At 27.8% G+C, this 15,433-nt stretch carries 17 protein-coding genes; 9 read left to right on the top strand and 8 right to left on the bottom strand.

Annotated features, from left to right (window positions below; translation table 11 throughout):
• Positions 1-42: 42 nt before the first annotated feature.
• From AC5SLL_RS03445 to AC5SLL_RS03425, 5 genes are read right to left on the bottom strand one after another with little or no spacing between them, the layout of a single operon-like run.
• Complete coding sequence (locus tag AC5SLL_RS03445; RefSeq protein ID WP_494586101.1) at positions 43-843, bottom strand: indole-3-glycerol phosphate synthase TrpC; 801 nt, start codon at positions 841-843, stop codon at positions 43-45.
• Positions 836-1,828 (bottom strand): anthranilate phosphoribosyltransferase, encoded by a 993-nt coding sequence (trpD, locus tag AC5SLL_RS03440; RefSeq protein WP_494587057.1) that lies wholly within the window; start codon positions 1,826-1,828, stop codon positions 836-838. The genes AC5SLL_RS03445 and trpD overlap by 8 nt, the downstream gene beginning before the upstream one ends.
• A gap of 3 nt (positions 1,829-1,831) precedes the next feature.
• Positions 1,832-2,398: an aminodeoxychorismate/anthranilate synthase component II gene (locus AC5SLL_RS03435; protein WP_271516697.1), complete on the bottom strand. Its 567-nt coding sequence runs from the start codon at positions 2,396-2,398 to the stop codon at positions 1,832-1,834.
• Entirely contained in the window at positions 2,398-3,852 is a 1,455-nt protein-coding gene (trpE, locus tag AC5SLL_RS03430; protein WP_494587056.1) for an anthranilate synthase component I, read from the bottom strand. The genes AC5SLL_RS03435 and trpE overlap by 1 nt, the downstream gene beginning before the upstream one ends.
• Positions 3,852-5,273: a SurA N-terminal domain-containing protein gene (locus AC5SLL_RS03425; protein ID WP_494587054.1), complete on the bottom strand. Its 1,422-nt coding sequence runs from the start codon at positions 5,271-5,273 to the stop codon at positions 3,852-3,854. The genes trpE and AC5SLL_RS03425 overlap by 1 nt, the downstream gene beginning before the upstream one ends.
• Before the next feature lie 52 nt (positions 5,274-5,325).
• Here AC5SLL_RS03425 and AC5SLL_RS03420 point away from each other — a divergent pair, with 52 nt between their 5' ends.
• From AC5SLL_RS03420 to AC5SLL_RS03380, 9 genes are read left to right on the top strand one after another with little or no spacing between them, the layout of a single operon-like run.
• Complete coding sequence (locus tag AC5SLL_RS03420; protein WP_271516691.1) at positions 5,326-6,066, top strand: triose-phosphate isomerase; 741 nt, start codon at positions 5,326-5,328, stop codon at positions 6,064-6,066.
• A gap of 5 nt (positions 6,067-6,071) precedes the next feature.
• Complete coding sequence (gene secG / locus AC5SLL_RS03415) at positions 6,072-6,374, top strand: preprotein translocase subunit SecG (RefSeq protein ID WP_271516690.1); 303 nt, start codon at positions 6,072-6,074, stop codon at positions 6,372-6,374.
• 40 nt (positions 6,375-6,414) lie between these two features.
• The gene (gene pyrG, locus AC5SLL_RS03410; RefSeq protein WP_271516687.1) at positions 6,415-8,031 is read left to right on the top strand and encodes a CTP synthase; all 1,617 of its coding nucleotides are present in this window, start codon (positions 6,415-6,417) and stop codon (positions 8,029-8,031) included.
• Positions 8,028-8,852, top strand: a complete 825-nt coding sequence (gene kdsA, locus AC5SLL_RS03405) for a 3-deoxy-8-phosphooctulonate synthase (RefSeq protein WP_271516684.1) — start codon at positions 8,028-8,030, stop codon at positions 8,850-8,852. The genes pyrG and kdsA overlap by 4 nt, the downstream gene beginning before the upstream one ends.
• Entirely contained in the window at positions 8,853-10,109 is a 1,257-nt protein-coding gene (gene eno / locus AC5SLL_RS03400) for a phosphopyruvate hydratase (protein WP_494587053.1), read from the top strand.
• Positions 10,109-10,411 (top strand): FtsB family cell division protein, encoded by a 303-nt coding sequence (locus AC5SLL_RS03395; RefSeq protein WP_271516680.1) that lies wholly within the window; start codon positions 10,109-10,111, stop codon positions 10,409-10,411. Before eno ends, AC5SLL_RS03395 begins: the two co-directional genes overlap by 1 nt.
• The gene (gene lipA / locus AC5SLL_RS03390; protein ID WP_494587052.1) at positions 10,401-11,327 is read left to right on the top strand and encodes a lipoyl synthase; all 927 of its coding nucleotides are present in this window, start codon (positions 10,401-10,403) and stop codon (positions 11,325-11,327) included. Before AC5SLL_RS03395 ends, lipA begins: the two co-directional genes overlap by 11 nt.
• A complete protein-coding gene (locus AC5SLL_RS03385; protein ID WP_494587051.1) occupies positions 11,327-11,764 on the top strand; it encodes a type II toxin-antitoxin system RatA family toxin in 438 nt (145 codons plus the stop codon). Before lipA ends, AC5SLL_RS03385 begins: the two co-directional genes overlap by 1 nt.
• Positions 11,761-13,350, top strand: coding sequence for a glycoside hydrolase family 5 protein (locus tag AC5SLL_RS03380; protein WP_494587050.1), 1,590 nt, complete (start codon positions 11,761-11,763; stop codon positions 13,348-13,350). Before AC5SLL_RS03385 ends, AC5SLL_RS03380 begins: the two co-directional genes overlap by 4 nt.
• Here AC5SLL_RS03380 and AC5SLL_RS03375 read toward each other — a convergent pair.
• The 3 genes from AC5SLL_RS03375 to ispD are packed head-to-tail and all read right to left on the bottom strand — an operon-like array spanning position 13,342 to position 15,411.
• Entirely contained in the window at positions 13,342-13,833 is a 492-nt protein-coding gene (locus tag AC5SLL_RS03375) for a CinA family protein (RefSeq protein WP_494587049.1), read from the bottom strand. The genes AC5SLL_RS03380 and AC5SLL_RS03375 overlap by 9 nt on opposite strands.
• Positions 13,800-14,303 (bottom strand): phosphatidylglycerophosphatase A family protein, encoded by a 504-nt coding sequence (locus AC5SLL_RS03370; protein ID WP_494587048.1) that lies wholly within the window; start codon positions 14,301-14,303, stop codon positions 13,800-13,802. The genes AC5SLL_RS03375 and AC5SLL_RS03370 overlap by 34 nt, the downstream gene beginning before the upstream one ends.
• A complete protein-coding gene (ispD, locus tag AC5SLL_RS03365) occupies positions 14,296-15,411 on the bottom strand; it encodes a 2-C-methyl-D-erythritol 4-phosphate cytidylyltransferase (protein ID WP_494587047.1) in 1,116 nt (371 codons plus the stop codon). The genes AC5SLL_RS03370 and ispD overlap by 8 nt, the downstream gene beginning before the upstream one ends.
• Positions 15,412-15,433: the final 22 nt, after the last annotated feature.

The raw sequence follows: 15,433 nt of genomic DNA, 5'->3' as shown, positions 1-15,433 counted from the left end.
CTTATTAATTAACAATAGCTTAATAAGTAAGTAAAATAAGGGTTAATTTGACTTTAAAACTGAAAATATAGAATTTTCTGACAAATTTTTTAAAAGTGATTCTCCAATTAAAAAAGTTTTAATAGAGGTTTTATTTTTCAAATCTAAAAGTTCATCTTTTGTTTTAATTCCACTTTCAGAAATTAAAGGTCCTTGGTGTTTAGCAAGTACATTATGAATATCGTAGGTTGTATTAATATCAGTCTTTAGCGTTTTTAAGTTTCTATTATTAATTCCAATTAAAGCATTTTTAAAATTCAAAGATTTTTCAGCTTCTTCTACAGTGTGCACTTCAACAATAACTGACATATTATATTTTAATGCTTCTTCATATAATTCATGAGCCAAATCATCTGATACACCTGCAAGAATAATTAAAATTGCATCAGCCCCATAACTTTTAGCCAATGGTATTTGAAATTTATCAATAAAAAAATCTTTACATAAAATTGGTAAATTAAATTGTTGTTTAATTTTACTAATATGAATTAAATTTCCTAAAAAAAAATCTTCTTCTGTAAGAACTGATAAGCAAGTTACTTTATTTTCATAATAAATTTTTGCAATTTCAACTGGATTGTAATCATTTATAATTACACCTGCAGATGGGCTAGCTTTCTTAATTTCAGCTATTATTGAAATTTTGTCACATATTGTATTATTTTCAATTTTTTCTTTAAAATTAATATAAGAGTTATTTTTATCTATAATTTCATTTAAAGAATCTAAGCTAGTTGATTTTTTTAATAAATCTATTCTTTCTATTTTTTTTTTAATTATATTATTTAATATATTTTCAGACATTTCGAATTTTTTCTAAATGAGAGTAGGGTTTGCCAGATAAAATAAATTCTCTTGAAAAATTATAAGCATCTAGGAAGTTTGTAAATTTTTCACTAACTATTAATCCAGCAGCTGCATTTAAACAAACAGCTTTTGAAAAATCATTATCTTTACCTTTAAAAATTTCAATCATTTTATTAGCATTAAAATTAGCATCATCACCAATTAAATTATCGAATTTATCTGCATTAACATTAAGAGACTTTGGATCAATTGTAATTTCAGATATCTCCCCATTTTTTAATTGAATTACATTTGTATTTGCATAAGGGGATATCTCATCCAAACCATCTTCACTGTTTACAATCCATGCAAATTTAATATTTAAATTTCGAAGTCCTTCTGCAAATATCTTTAGTAATTTTTTATCAAAAACACCAACAACTTGTCTATCAACTAAAGCTGGGTTGCTTAATGGACCGATCATATTAAAAATAGTTCTTTTGCCAATTTTCTTTCTAACAGGACCAACAAATCTCATTGCACTGTGATAATTGGGAGCAAACATAAAACCAAAGTTATTATTATCGATCTCTTTTTCTATATCATTTGGCTCAAGATCTATTTTAATTTTAAGAGCCTCTAAAACATCACCAGAACCACATTTTGATGATACGGCTTTATTACCGTGTTTAGCTACTTTTGTACCCATACTGGCCAACAATAAAGCAGAAGCAGTTGAAATATTTAGAGTATTCATGCCGTCTCCACCAGTTCCACAGGTATCAACACAATCGGCAACGTTTACTCTTTTTGATTTTTCTCTAAGGACATAAACACCTCCTGCTATTTCATCTGAAACTTCACCTTTTTCAGAGAGCAGGGTTAAAAAGTTATAAATCTCTTCTTCATTAGCTTTTCCAGTCATTAATAATTCAAAGGCAGATTTACTTTCTGCAAAAGTTAAATCTTGTTTTTTTCTTAATTTCTCTAGAATTTGTTTCATAGATTAATAATTAATAAAGTTTTTTAATATTTTTATTCCTAATTTAGTTTTAATACTTTCTGGATGAAATTGAACACCATGAATGTTGTATTCTTTATGCATAATAGCCATAATAATCCCATCATTAGTTTCAGCAGTGATTTTAAGTTGATTAGATAGAGTTTTTTTATCAATAATTAAACTATGATATCTAGTCGCCTCAAAATTTAAGGGTAGGTTTTTTAAAATTCCAATTTGATTGGATTTTATTCTACTAGTTTTGCCATGCATTACTTTTTTTGCTTGAATTATTTTTGAACCAAAGACTTGGCCAATTATTTGATGTCCCAAACACACACCCAAAATTGGTACTTGTTTATAAAGTGATTTAACAATATTAATACAATTACCAGATTGATTTGGGTTACCTGGTCCAGGAGAAATTACAATCCTATCATATTTTTTTTTGATAATTTCTTTAACATTAATTTTATCATTTCTAACAACATCAACATTTACCTTTAATGATGAAAGATAATGATAGAGATTAAATGTAAAGCTATCATAGTTATCTATTAGTAAAAGTTTCATTATCTTAATGCGCTTAGTAATGCTTTCGCTTTGTTTATAGTTTCTTCATATTCTTTTATTGGATTACTATCAGCAACTATACCAGCACCAGCTTGCACATAAAATTTATCATTCTTTGCTATAGCTGTTCGAAGAGCAATGCAGGTGTCAAATTCCCCATTCGAAGAAAAGTAGCCGATGCCTCCAGCATAAACTTTTCGTTTTGATGTTTCTAATTCATCAATAATTTCCATTGCTCTTATTTTAGGCGCTCCAGAAACAGTACCAGCAGGAAAACCAGCAAGTAAGGTTTTAAATTTACTGAATTTTTTATTATATATTCCAATTACATTTGAAACTATATGCATAACGTGGGAATATTTTTCAATTATAAAACTTTCTGTAACTTTAATTGAATTAATTTTAGAGACTTTACCCGCATCATTTCTTCCAAGATCTAATAACATTAGATGTTCTGAAAGTTCCTTTTTATCATTTAATAAATCTTTTGCTAAAAAGTTATCTTCTTTTACATCTTTGCCTCTTGGTCTAGTGCCAGCTATTGGTCTGACAGTTATCTTATTATCTCTAAGTCTAACCAAGATTTCAGGACTCGCACCAATTATTTGAAAATCTGTAAAATTAAAAAAATACATAAATGGAGAAGGGTTTGTATTTCTTAATTTTTTATAAATATCTAATGGACTTTTAGATAGTTTTGCCTCAAATCTTTGACTTAAGACAACCTGAAATATATCTCCAAGCTTAATATACTTCTTAGCCCTTGTAATCATGGCTAGAAACTTGTTTTTTGAAGTATTAGATTTAACTTTAAAATTAGAAAATGATGTTCTTTGTGGTGAAGTCTTTTTAAAGGAAGACTCCATTAATAATCTTTCAATATCTTCTTTAATCCTTAAATATACTTTTTTATAGTTTGATATTTTTTTATCTTTAAAGACATTCACTATGTAGAAAATCTTTTTTTTTAGATTATCATGAATAATTACAGTTTGAGGCCTTAACAATCTAACATCTGGTAATTTTAAATCATCCTTACATTTGTTAGGTATTTTTTCTATATATCTAATTGAGTCATAAGAAAAATAACCAGAAATTAAAGAACAAATAGGAGGAAGGCTGGTGGGTGTTTTAAAATTAAAACTTTCAATTATTTTTTCTATTATTTTATCTGGCGAACCTTTAATTCTTTTTTTAGATTTATCTTCAATTAGATAAGATCTATCATTATTAAATTCCCAAATTTTATCAGGATTTTTACCAAATATTGTATATCTTCCTTTTATTTTTCCTTTCTCAACTGACTCAAAAATAAAGCTATTTTTTTCAACAAGAAAATTTTCAATTAAATTTAAAATTTCAGTGTCATCATTTATCTTTCTAGAGACAAAAAGTACTTGATTTATTTTTTTTTGGTGCTGGCGCTTAAATTCAGAAAGGCTTTTATTGAGCATTATTTAAAATAATTTTTAACTCGGTCAACAGCTGAGTCATTTACAACAACATCATATTTAGTATTTAAAAAGAAATCATATGATTTTAAGATACTATTTTTGTTTTGAGCACTTTCTTCAATAGATGCATTGGCAAACTCTTTTGACTTGAAATCAACGTTGTTTATATCGAAACCTAGTGTTTGAGCTAAATATATATTGTTTTTGCTGTCTGCAACTAAAGTAAAAGTTTTAAGTGGCAAAGAATATAAAACTTTAATTGAATTGATTTCAAATTTTTTATCATCTTTTATTGAATTTAATTTAATTTTTTCAATCTTATTAGAACCTAATTTTAAAAAGGAATTTTGATCAAATTCTTTTTTGTTAATTTTATCTAAAATATTTTTATTGAATTCATATTTTTCTTTTTCAAATAAAAGATTTGTGATTTGTTTTCTAAATTTTTCATCTTTGTTGTCTGGTAATTTTGAATTTAATTCAGATATATTATATAATGTGTAATTATCATTATATTCAATAATATCTATTTTATTTTTTCTTGAATTATAAATTAGATTTTTTATATCCTCTTTGTTATCTAAATTAATATAGTCAACCACGTTATTAGCTTTTAAATTAAACTCTTTTATAATTTGTGAAAAATTAATATTTTTTGAAACTTGATTTTCAATGGCATCAATTTTATCAAAAAAAGCTTGATTGAATTCACTTAATCCAGTCAAATTTTTAGGATTTAGATCCACATACTCAAAATTAATGTAATCTTGTACAAGCTTATCTGAGTTTTCAGTAATAAAATCATTTATATCAATATCAGTAAATTCATCTTTTTTTTTATAAAATAAATTTAAATCGATAAAATCAATCTCTAATTTACTATTTTGTTCTTTATAAAATTTATCTATTAAAAAATTAGGTGTCTTGGTGCCTCCACTAATATAAGTAAAAAGTTGTTTTTGTAATTCATTATTTTTTAATTTGCTTTCAAAAGCTGGAGCAGATGAATTGTTTGTTAGTAAAAATTTTTCATATAAGGTTCTTTGAAAATTACCATCATCATCCATAAAATTTTTGTTGGATTTAATTTTTTCTACAATGATCTGTTTGGAGACAGAAAGACTCAAATCATTTATCTCTAGATCCAATAATGTAGTTGAGACCAATGTGGACAAAAGTTCCTCAATAATACCGTTATCAATATTGTTTTTTATTACTTGATTGCTTAATCCAGATTGGTTTAAATAATCAACATAGTTTTGTGTAGAAATTTTAGTACTATTAATCTTAGCAATATTATTTTGATTGCTGGTGTTAAAACCACCACCAAATCCTCCAAAGCCAAATGCAATAATAATGACAATTATTAATACTAAGCCACCAATTTTTTTCTTTGTAAGATTTTTAAAAGTACTAATCATTGCTTTATATATTTATTGAACTAAAATAAATCTATAGATTAATTCTTTCATTATGACAAATAAATATATGTATTTTGTAGCAAACTGGAAAATGTATGGAAGCCTATCTTCGCTAAATTCATTGAATAAAGTTATTAAATTTTCAAAATCAAAAGACATCAAGAAAGGTAGATTGATTTATTGTCCTCCATTTACTTTGATTGACGCATTTTCAAAAAAATTCAAAAATTGTCAAATAGGTATTGGCGGTCAAAATTGTCATGAAGATGATGATTATGGACCTTATACAGGCTCTATCAATTCACGTATGTTAAAAAATATTGGTGCACAATTTGTAATCATTGGTCATTCCGAAAATAGAGCTGAGGGTGAGACTGATAAAGTTATCAATGTTAAAATTAAAAGTGCTCTTAAATCAAAATTAAAAGTCATTTTTTGTATTGGTGAAACTTTAAATGAAAAAAAACAAAAAAAAACAAAATCAACTTTATCTAAACAAATTCATTTTGGATTAAAAAATATTAAAAACAAATCAAACATATTTATCGCTTATGAACCCATTTGGTCTATAGGAAGTGGAGTCATTCCAACTCACAAGGATCTTTTTGAGACAATTAAGTTTATTAAGAATAAATTTAGAGATAAGCCCCAAAGAGTTTTATATGGAGGCTCTGTAAATCCTAAGAATATTATTAATCTTAAAAAAGTTAATAATCTTGATGGTTTTTTAGTTGGCGGAGCATCACAAAGTGCTAAAAAATTTATTGATATAGTTAAAAAAACGTATAGTTAAACGCAATGGAAAATATTCTTCTAGTAGTAAATCTTATACTAGCTTTTATTTTGGTTCTTTTAATACTTACTCAAAAATCAGAGGGTGGAGCTTTAGGTATTGGAATGTCTCAAGATAATTTTATGCTTTCAAGATCTGCAGGTAATTTCATGAGCAAAGCAACAGCAATTGTTGCGACTCTTTTTATAGTTTGTAGCCTCTTACTTACTATTATATCTCGGAGTGAGCTTACTCCAACTTCTTCTGTACTAGATGTAATTGAGGAAAAATCTGACGATACACCGTCGATTCCAGAAAATAACAATTAAGTCTTTTCAATTAATCAAATAATCGCTATAAGATAATTCCATGGCGCGATTTATATTTGTCACTGGCGGCGTGGTTTCCTCTCTTGGTAAAGGTCTCTCTTCTGCATCTCTTGCTTATTTATTACAATCTAGAGGTTACAAAGTTCGTTTAAGAAAATTAGACCCATATCTAAATGTAGATCCAGGAACAATGAGTCCGTTTCAACATGGGGAAGTGTTTGTAACAGATGATGGTGCTGAAACTGATTTAGATTTAGGTCATTATGAGAGATTTTCTGGAGTAACTGCAAAGAAAACAGACAATATTACAACTGGAAAAATTTATAGCGATGTTCTTAAAAAGGAAAGAAAAGGACAGTATCTTGGAAAAACTGTTCAGGTTATTCCCCACATCACTGATAGAATTAAAGAGTTTATTAAATATGACACTACCAAAGAAGATTTTGTAATTTGCGAAATAGGAGGCATAGTAGGTGATATTGAAAGCCTTCCATTTGTAGAAGCTATAAGACAATTTTCTAACGATGTTGGAAAGAAAAATTCATTATTTATTCATTTAACACTAGTACCTTATTTAAAAGCATCAGACGAAATTAAAACAAAACCAACTCAACACTCTGTCAAAGAACTAAGAAGTATTGGTATTCAACCTGATATTATAATTTGCAGATCAGAAAGACCTATCCCTTTAGAACACAGAAAAAAGATATCCTTGTTCTGTAATGTTGATATTAGAAATGTAATTGAAACCGTTGATGTAAAAACAATTTATGAAGCACCAATTAGTTTTGCAAAAGAAAAATTAGATGTTCAGGTTTTAAATCATTTTAAACTAAAATCTAAAAGATCTAATAACTTAGTACCATGGAAAAAAATAACCAAAGTTACCCTAAATACAAAGAGACAAGTTGATATTGCAATTATTGGAAAATATGTTGAATTAAAAGATGCTTATAAATCTTTAGATGAAGCACTTACTCATGGAGGTATTACTAATAATCTTAAAGTTAATTTAGTAAGAATTGATTCTGAAAAACTAAAAGTTTCACAAATTAAAGATAAACTAAAAGATGTTTCAGGAATTTTAATTCCAGGAGGTTTTGGTAAAAGAGGAACAGAGGGAAAAATTGAGGCCATTAAATATGCAAGGATAAATAAAATTCCTTTTCTTGGAATTTGTTATGGCATGCAAATGGCAATTATAGAGTTTGCAAGGAATCAATTAAAGATTAAAAAAGCAACCTCTTCTGAATTTGACAAAAAAGGAGTTCACTTAATTGGCTTAATGCATGAGTGGGAAAAAAGTGGAGGAAAAGTTAAAGGCACAGATAAAGATCTTGGTGGAACTATGAGGCTTGGTTCTTACGATGCAATTTTAAAAGAGAAATCTAAAATTAGAGATATCTATAAATCTAGATTAATCAAAGAAAGACATAGACATAGATACGAAGTGGATATTTCATATAAAGAAAAATTTGAGAAGAAAGGGTTAATATTTTCAGGTTTATCCCCAGATAAAAAGCTTCCAGAGATTATCGAACTCAAAAATCACCCTTGGTTTATAGGAGTTCAGTTTCATCCTGAATTTAAATCTAGACCTTTAGATCCTCATCCTTTATTCTCTTCATTTATTAGAGCTGCAAAAAAATATAAATGAAAAATATAAAAGTTAATTGTGGAAATATTGAAATTGCTAATAATAATAAGATTTGTATTATAGCTGGACCTTGCCAACTTGAGACAGAGCAACATGCCATGGATATGGCTGGAAAAATTAAAGAGATTACCTCTAAATTTAAGATGGGTTTTATTTATAAAACCTCTTTTGATAAAGCAAATAGAACAAGCTTAAAAGGAAAGAGAGGAGCGGGTCTTGAACAATCTTTACCAATTTTTGACAAAATTAAAAAAGAATTAGATGTACCAATTTTAACTGATATTCATAATATTGAACAATGTTCAGTTGTTGCAAGCCATGCGGATATATTGCAAATTCCAGCTTTTTTATGCAGACAAACGGATTTGTTGGTTGCCGCAGCAAAAACTGGAAAGATTATAAATGTTAAAAAAGGTCAATTTCTTGCACCCTGGGACATGGTTAATGTAACCAAAAAAATATCAGACTCAGGAAATGAAAATATTCTGGTAACTGAAAGAGGTGCGAGTTTTGGATACAACACACTTGTTTCTGATATGAGATCTTTACCTATAATGGCAAAAAATGGTTATCCAGTTATTTTTGATGCTACACATTCAGTGCAACAACCTGGAGGGTTAGGAGAAACTAGTGGTGGTCAAAGAGAATTTGTTGAATATCTTGCAAGGGCTGCAGTTGCAGTAGGTGTTGCTGGAGTATTTATTGAAACTCATCAAGATCCAGACAACGCACCGTCTGACGGACCAAATATGGTACCTTTAGATAAATTAGAAAATCTATTATCCCAACTATTTGAAATTGATAATTTAATTAAAAAATAGATGAGTAAGATTTTAAAGATAAGAGCTCGTCAAGTATTTGACAGTCGTGGTAATCCTACTATTGAAGCTGAAGTTTATTCTAAGAATCAAAGTGCATCAGCTATTTGTCCTTCAGGTGCCTCTACTGGAACGTATGAAGCATTTGAAAAAAGAGACAAAAATAACAAAAGATATCTTGGTAAAAGTGTTTTTAATGCAATTGATATAATTAATACTAAAATTTCTAAAAAGCTAAAAGGTATTAATATTCATGATCAAATTCGTATAGATACAATATTAATTAATCTTGATGGCACAAGACAAAAAACAAATTTAGGAGCTAACGCTATACTTGCTGTATCAATGGCTGCAAAAAAACTATCAGCAAAAATTAAAAAAATACCTTTATTTAAAACTTTTTTAGTTAAGAATAATTTTAGTTTACCTTATCCACTAATGAATATTATTAATGGTGGGGCTCATGCAAACAATGGTTTGAGAATCCAAGAATTTATGATCAGACCAGATAAAGCCAAAAATTTTTCTGAAGCAATGAGAATTTGTTTTTTAGTAATAAGCAGTTTAAGAAAACTTATTAAAAAAAAGAAGCTGTCAACATCTGTTGGCGATGAAGGTGGTTTTGCACCTATGATTGATAGTAATGAAAAAGCTTTAGACTTAATTGTATCAGCAATAAAAGCTGCAGGCTTTAAAAATGGTAAAGATGTTTCAATTTGTTTAGATGTTGCGGCTAATGAGCTATTTAAAAGTAAAAAATATTCAATTCATTCAAAAAAATTAGTTTCAGTAGATCAAACAATTAATAAATATCTAAAAATTATAAATAAATATAAGATAAAATCAATTGAAGATCCTTTCGCTGAAAATGATTGGACTTCATGGAGCAATTTAATGAAATCTACAAAGAATGTTCAAATTGTAGGTGATGATCTTTATGTTACAAATTTAGAGAGACTTAAAAAAGGTTTTTTAAATAATTCATCAAATTCAATTCTTATTAAGTTAAACCAAATTGGCACAGTTTCTGAAACACTCGAGGTTATAAAATTTGCTCAAATCATTGGTTACAAAACAATTATATCTCATCGATCTGGAGATAGTGAAGATACTTTTATAGCCGACCTTGCTGTTGGAACCAATTCCAATCAAATTAAAACTGGTTCTCTTGCAAGATCTGAAAGAGTTGCAAAATATAACCAACTATTACGTATAGAAGAACAGCTTGGTAAAAAAGTAAAAATGAATAAGATTCATTAATGTTGAGTAAAATTAAAAAAAATTATTTTTTATTAATCTCTACTTTCTTAATACTTTATTTCTTTTTTAACTTACTCGATGGTGAAAGAGGTCTTTTTTCATACTTTAAAAAAAAAGAAATTTTATTAAATTTAACAAAGGAAGAAGCAGATTTAAGAAATAAAATTAAAGATTTAGAGTTCAAGAATTCTTTATTAAGTGAAAATCTTGATTTAGATTATGTTGAAACACTATTACGTGAAAAGTTTTTATTTGGAAAAGAAGGTGAGACACTCTATATAATTAAAAAGAATGACAATTAAACCAAGACACCCAGAAAAAGTTAACAAACCAGTAAATCCAATTAAAAAAAAACCTGATTGGATAAGATCCAAGCTTGTTAATAGTAAAGAGTTTTTTTTAACAAAAACAATTGTTAATAATAATAATTTAGTAACCGTATGTCAGGAAGCTAACTGTCCAAATATCACAGAATGTTGGAGTAAAAGACATGCAACGTTTATGATAATGGGTGATACTTGCACAAGAGCATGTGCTTTTTGCGATGTAAAAACAGGCAAGCCTGGAAAACTTGATTCATTAGAACCTGTTAAGATTGCTGAAGCTGTAAAAAAATTAAATTTAAAACATGTTGTAATTACTTCTGTTGATAGAGATGATCTTGAAGATGGAGGATCAAATCATTTTTTTGAGGTAATTGATCAAACAAGAAAAAAAAATCCTAATACATCAATTGAAGTTTTAACGCCTGATTTTCTTAGAAAAGGGGATGCTTATAAAAAAGTATTAGATGCTAATCCAGATGTTTTTAATCATAATATTGAGACAGTGCCTAGACTTTATTTAAAAGTAAGACCAGGCTCTAGATATTTTTCATCATTAGAACTCTTAAAGAATGCAAAGCTAGTTAATAAAAATGTTTTCACTAAATCAGGTTTAATGGTTGGATTAGGTGAAAATAAAGAGGAGATCATTCAAGTGATGGATGATCTAAAAGCAGCAGAGGTAGATTTTTTAACTATTGGTCAATACCTACAACCCTCTGTAAGACATCACCCCTTAGACCGTTATTATCACCCAGATGAATTTAAAGAGTTAGAAACTATTGCAAAATCAAAAGGATTTTTATTAGTTTCATCGACACCTTTAACTAGATCTTCATACCATGCAGATGAAGATTTCGCTAAACTTCAACAAAATAGAATTAACAATCATTAATGCCTAAGGCATCTGTTAAAAGAAACATAAATAAGAAAAAAGATAAACTTATTGAATTTGTTCTAGATATTGAAAAATATCCAGAATTCATCCCTTTTTGTTTAGACTCAAAAGTTTACGATAGAAAAGAAGAAAATAATCAAATCCTAATCATAGCAGATTTAACAATTGGAAAGGGTCCCTTTAGTGACACTTATAAAAGTGATGTTAGATATAATAAAAAAGATGATACGATTAATGTTACTAATTTAGATGGGCCACTAAAGCACTTGCAAAATAATTGGAAATTTGTAGAAAATAACAACATGACAGAGGTTTATTTTGATGTTGATTTTGAAATTAAAAATAAGTTTTTAAATTTGTTAATGGAAAAATCATTTGAATTTGGTTTAAATAAAATTGCTGATGCTTTCCAAAAAAGAGCTGAAACCATATGAAATTGAAGACTATAAAACTTACTTTTTTATTATTATTTTTTTCATTTAATCTTTTAAAAGCAGACATGACTAAGGATGCTTTTTTAGATGTTGGTATTAACTCAATTAGAGAATGGTCTTCATGTGCAACCAATAATGATATCCCTACAGCTAAATATGAAGAGTATGAACAAGTAATAAATGATGGTTGGCGACATATAAATATTATTCTGTGTGCTCATAATGATTTTCCAAACGACAAACTTAGCACAAAAGGTTTTGATATTAGAATTATGAACCTTAGAATACAAATTGAAGCATTATTAAAAAAATATCCTGATATTGCGTTTGGAATAAGTTTTAAAGGATATAAACCTGTCGGTGGAACTGGAAAATATGGATGGGATGTAAAAGGTATACCACAAGCAATATTATATAAACGTATAGAAGACTCACCAGAGTTACAAAAAGAATATTTAAAATGGTGGCGTCTTGTTGCCAATGAATTTAAAAAAATTGATCGTGTTGCCTTCACTATAATGAATGAGCCTGAATGGCACAAGATATCTAAAGGTAAAAAAAAATGGCGTAAATTATCACTAGAAGCCATTGATGCTATCCGAGAAATTTCACCAAATCGTTGGATTATTCTAGAAGGCATAAATAAATCACTAATTGCCAGAGATTGGACTGCGAGAGGTGTTATGGGTAAACCAGTAGATAGAGATAAAATTATTTATGGATTTCATTATTATTTGACAACTAATGCAGGACCAGAGTCTGAAAATAATCCAAAAGTCGTTGTGAAAAAAATTAATAAAAGTGAATATTCAAATGGATGGAAAGCATTAAAAAGCGTTATTAAATATGGTGAACAATATAACGTTCCAGTAAGCGTTACTGAATTTGGAATGACTGGACTTTTAGAAGGCATAGGTGGAGTGGATTTGAATGTACGAACAGATTTTGTCAAAAATACTATTGTAAAATATATGGATGCTTGTAATGAGTGTGGACTTACATGGTGGGCGTTGGGGGATTATAATACACCATATTTAAGACAAAGCTCAAATAAGTATCAAAACTTTCCACGTGTTCCTGATCAAGATTTATTTGAAATCTTAAAGCTGAAGAAAAAAAATAATTCAAACTTTTCTTCAAAACAAGTTTCACTTCCATACAAAAAAGATCCAACTCTTTATTCTCACAAATATTTTTCATCAGAAGAAATAGTTTTTTTAATGACTGCAGATGGTGAAGACGAAAAATGTATTAGAGATCAGTTCTCTTCAGGTTTAGATCTTTTAAGAAGAGATACACTTGCTCACGAACGATACGACAGGTGGGAAGTTGTTAGTGTTTTAAAGGAAATAGTAAAAGATTGCTTAAATAATGAATTTTCTGCCATGATTCGTGAACATGAAAATTTTTCATCAGAAGAAATAGATTTTTTAATGATTGCAGATGGAGAAGACGAAAAATGTATTAGAGATCAGTTGGGTCCTGGGTTAGATCTTTTACGAAAAGATACGATTTACCATAAACGTTACTCTAGACCTGTAATCTATACATGGATAAAAAAAATTGTAAAAGATTGCTCAAATTAAAGAGCTAACAATATCCAAAGCTCTTTTAACTGATGCTTTTTGAATTGAGTTTCTTGTTTTTTGTTTAAAAATATTTTTAGTTATTACTAATTTATTAGATCTTTTTACCCCGATATAGACTAGTCCAACAGGTTTATTTTTAGTCCCACCATTAGGACCTGCAATACCTGTGACAGATACATTTATTTGAGCTTTAGATATCTTTGCTAAATTCTTAACCATAGCCTCACAACATTCAGCACTAACAGCACCATATTTTTTGATAATATTTTTATTTACTTTTAAAATATTGATTTTTGCTTGGTTAGAATAGGTAATGAGACCTATGTTGAACACTTTAGATGCACCACTAATAGAAGTAATAGATGCAGCTAACATTCCACCTGTGCAAGACTCGGCTAAAGAGATTTTAAGTTTTTTTTTGATTAATTTTTTTACAATATTTTTCATTATAAAACATAGCTTTTTAAAATCATGAAACACACAAGAGTTAGAACCACATAAAAACCAGCACAGATATCATCCATAATTACACCAAAACTATTCTTAAAGTTTTTGTCAAAAAAACTTACTGGAAATGGTTTCATGATATCAAAATATCTAAAAAGAATAAAAAATAAGGAATAATAAAGAATAGCTTCACTGCTATCTTTCGTTGTTCCATGGGATATTTCATAAAGATAAATTGGAATTGACTGACCTAAAAATTCATCAATAACGATTTCACCAGGATCCTTATTTTCACTATTTTCTATATGACTTGAAACAGCATAAAATGAGTAAATAAATATTATTATCAATCCAAATAAAATTATATTTGGTGAAATATTTAGAGTGTGGAATAAATAATAAAGAATAATTACAGTCGCCAGTGACCCAAATGTTCCTGGCATATATCTAATTTTACCAAGACCAAACATAGTAACGAATAATGAGTTGAAAGATTTAATCATTTTTAATAACAGAAGCTATTACTTCACAAGCTATAGCTTTTTCTTTACCAATTACACCTAACTTTTCAGTTGTTTTGCCTTTTATATTAATTTGACTAGGGGAGATATTACAAATTTTTGAAATACAGTTTAGTATTTGTTTTTTATATTTTTGAATTTTAGGTTTTTGAGTAATTATATTTATATCAAGATTATTGATTAGGTAGCCTTTTTTTACAGTTTGCTTAATTATTTCACTTAATAGAATGGTAGATCTAATATTTTTAAATTTCTTATTCTTATCTGAAAATTTTTCACCGATATCACCCATAGAACAAGCTCCAAGAATTGCATCAGTTATTGCATGTAACACAGGATCTCCATCTGAATGACCTAATGTACCAACAGATGAGGGTATTTTAATTCCACCTAAGTAAAGTTTTTTATTAGGAACTAATCTGTGAACATCAAAACCAAGTCCAAATTTTACTAAATTGTTTAATTTAATATCTTTGTTTATTGTAATTTTATTGTTGGTAAGCTCGCCTTTAATAATCTTTATTTTTTTACCAGCTCTTACAAATAAGTTGGCATCATCAGTAACTTCCTCACTTTTATTATTTTGAAGTTCAAAAAGTTTTTTGTAGTTAAATGCTTGAGGGGTTTGTATTAAATAAATATCCTCTCTTTTTAAGTTTTTAACAATATTTGAAGTTTTTTCCTTAATCGAATCTGTTGTTTGAATAGCAGGAATTACGCAATCATTTTTTTTTAATTCATCTATTAGTTTCTTTAAAAGTTTTAGAGAAAAATTTGGTCTTGCTGCATCATGAATTATTACGTGTTTAAAATTATTTTTTTTAATACTTTTTAAGGCTATATAAGCAGACTCTGCTCTAGTTTTACCACCATTAATAATTTTGATATTTTTGATATTAAGTTTTTTGATATAATTTTTATGTTTTTTATTTATTACAAGAATAATTTTATTAAACTTATTAAATACTTTAGCTTTATCAATTGAATGCAATAATAAAGGCCTACCTTTATAATCTACGTATGGTTTTGGAATATTTGAATTAAATCTTTTACTTTCGCCTCCAGCAAGTATTATAAAGCAACTATTCATGATAAAAATATATAACACATTA

The organism is Candidatus Pelagibacter sp. PS_43, assembly GCF_059417795.1.
The sequence above is the reverse complement of the archived record's forward strand: the minus strand, read 5'-3'. Positions and strand labels throughout refer to the sequence as shown.